At 57.7% G+C, this 2,914-nt stretch carries 3 protein-coding genes; all 3 read right to left on the bottom strand.

All coding sequences use genetic code 11. The features are described 5' to 3' along the window. Positions 1-352, bottom strand: a 352-nt coding sequence (locus RT613_RS23310) for a membrane dipeptidase (RefSeq protein WP_409558889.1), incomplete at its 3' end; no start/stop codon positions are given. An 11-nt stretch (positions 353-363) separates the two neighbouring features. Beyond that, a complete protein-coding gene (locus tag RT613_RS23305; RefSeq protein WP_313618748.1) occupies positions 364-1,308 on the bottom strand; it encodes an isoaspartyl peptidase/L-asparaginase in 945 nt (314 codons plus the stop codon). Between the two features lie 42 nt (positions 1,309-1,350). Continuing rightward, positions 1,351-2,889: a hydantoinase/oxoprolinase family protein gene (locus tag RT613_RS23300; RefSeq protein WP_313618753.1), complete on the bottom strand. Its 1,539-nt coding sequence runs from the start codon at positions 2,887-2,889 to the stop codon at positions 1,351-1,353. Between the last annotated feature and the right edge of the window lie 25 nt (positions 2,890-2,914).

Genomic DNA, 2,914 nt, shown 5'->3' with positions numbered 1-2,914 from the left:
CCATTGCCACACGAATTTCTGCAGCCGTTGTACAAATGGTAAAGTCACCGCCCGATTGCGCCTCGATACGGCGCAGGAGTGCTGCCTGACCGATCGTCTGGTCAATTGCACTGTGCAATTCAACGCGCGGCAGATCACCATTGGCATCGAGACCACCTGCAGGTGATGGCACGTAGATGGCGCAAAGGCCACCTGCCAACCCGCCCTGGCGCGCACGTGGCAGATCGATATGGACGCCCTCTTGCCCCTTCAGAAAACGCTGCTCGGCACCTGCAACGCCTTCGCGCATCAGACGAGACAGAATATCATTATGTCCGTCAAATACGGGCAACCGGACCAGATCAGCAGTCATTCACAACGTCCTTACAGTGTGATCTCGAATATTTCATCATGGGTGGCGACGAAACCTTTGCCTTCTGTCGTCACCCAGCCGCGGAACATGCCCGGTGTGTTGTAAGGTGCAGTCACATTGCCGTTGGCATCAACTGCAACCAGACCGGCACCAGTGTCGTGAGCGGCGAGATCGTCGTTTATCAGTCCACCGGCTGCAGTTTCAAGGTCCTGCCCGAGATAAGACACGCGGGCCGCCACTTCATGGCCAACCACATAACGAATGAAAAACTCACCTTTGCCTGTGCCGGAAACAGCGCAAGCGCCATCGCGTGCATAAGTACCGGCACCGATCACCGGGCTGTCACCAACACGGCCGTCCGGTTTATTGGTGTAGCCCCCAGTCGAAGTCGCTGCGGCAAGGTGACCTGCTGCATCGAGCGCCACGGCACCCACCGTGCCGTGTTTTTCGTTTTCCGTCGCCTCGGTCCCAGCCACCGCATGGGCTTTCATCGCCTGCAATGCCTCAACACGTTTTTGCGTGGTAAAGTAGGATTGCGGTTCAATGGCCAGACCCTTTTCACCTGCAAACGTGTCTGCAGCAGGACCTGTCAGGTAAACTGCACGGCCATCATCCATCAGCACGCGAGCCGCCTTGATCGGGTTGCGGATAGCACGTGACGCACTGATTGCGCCGGCCTCCAACGTCTGCCCATCCATGATCGAGGCATCAAGTTCGTGCACGCTGTTTTCATTCAGCGCCGCCCCGTGACCAGCGTTAAAGTGAGGACTATCCTCCATCACGATAACGGCAGCCTCAACAGCGTCAATCGCGCGACCGCCGGTTTTCAGCACGCCGTAGCCGGCCCGCAGCGCTGCGGCCAGATCCAGTCTCGCCTCAGCCCATTCCTGCGCCGTCATGCTGTCCTGCGGCAGCACGCCACAACCACCATGGATGGCAAGTGCAATCGTCGTCATGTCATACTCCTGAGATGTCCTGAAATCAGGGCGAGAAAAGGTTCAGGTGAAGTCGATATCGCCGATAACTCGAACGCGAACGCGACGGGCACCACCCGGCAGATAAGCGATCGGGATATCCTCGACTTCAAGTGTCTTGAGAGTGTGACGACCAGCACCAGAGGCTACGGCAGCGTCTTGCGCTTCCGCCTCCGCCTTTGCCAGCGCTTCATCACGGCTCATGCCTGAAAAGACCTGATCAACCTCACCGGATACCTGCGCCATTGCAGCGCCCAAGGCATTTGCCACACCGGCATTTTCCACACGCAACACTTCCGACGCACCAGGAATGCTTTCGGGGATCAGGAATGCACCACCGCCAACCGCGATCAGCGGCACATCCTCAGCCGAGGTTTTCATCTGGTCGAAATTGTCTGCCACCATATCGCGGATACGACCAAGGCAGCTTTTGACGAAAGCAGGATCAAGATCTTTCACCCGATCCTTGTCGCCCATATCAATCAGACCCGCTGCAACGGCGATATCGGAGGTGGTCAGCGTATTGCCACCGAACACCCGTGCTTCTGTCAGGATGCGGTAGCCCACTGAACGTGGACCGATGGTTCCCGTTTCGGGATTGATGATCGTGCCGCCGCCCAGTGCGACCGGCAGAAGATCAGGCATACGGAACAACGTGCGTACGCCGCCAATATGGACGATATTGTTCGCTTCACGCGGAAACCCGCCTATGAGGCAACCGATGTCGGAGGTCGTTCCGCCCACATCAACCACCATCGCATCGGTCAAACCGGTCAGGAACGCCGCGCCGCGCATGGAATTGGTTGGGCCGGAAGCAAAGCTGTGAACCGGATTGGCCGAAGCAACGTCGGCGAGCGCGACCGTTCCGTCATTCTGGGTCAAAAAGAATGGCGCGGTTACACCTGCCTCACGCAGCGCATCGGAAAACGCCTGAACGGTGGTTTTACCAAGAGACTGCAGAGCCGCGTTCAGAAGGGCTACGTTCTCCCGTTCCAGCAAGCCAATGCGGCCCAGCGTATGCGACAACGTGATCCGAGCATCCGGAATAACCGAACGGACGATCTCTGCGGCCTTTATCTCGCACTCGGTGGTCAACGGCGAAAAAGTGGCTGAGATCGCGATCGAGGTAATGCCGGCATCGCGGATTTTCATTGCGGCTTCCCGGATTTCATCCGGGATCATCGGAACCAGTGGGCTGCCATCATATTCATGACCGCCGTGAACCATAAAGATCAGGGGATCAACTGCCGTGCGCAGATCATCCGGCCAGTCACACATGGGTGGCAAGGAACGACCGGTTGGCAGCGCGATGCGAATGGCTGCAACCCGTTCCAGCCGTGCACGTTCGACAACGGCATTGGTGAAATGCGTTGTGCCAATCATCACCGCATCGATGGGGCGGCCAGCCGCCTGCGGATGACCCGAGACATGCGCCAAGGCCGATTTCACACCCGACAACACGTCCTGCGTGGTCGGAACCTTGATTGATGAGATAATCGTTTCGCCATCAATCAGCACGGCATCCGTGTTGGTGCCGCCTACGTCAATACCGATGCGTTTCATGGGAATACCGATCTGAAATCTATAT

It is taken from the genome of Agrobacterium sp. (genome assembly GCF_032092815.1).
Lineage (GTDB): Bacteria > Pseudomonadota > Alphaproteobacteria > Rhizobiales > Rhizobiaceae > Agrobacterium.
This window is presented reverse-complemented; position numbering and strand designations above follow the sequence as displayed.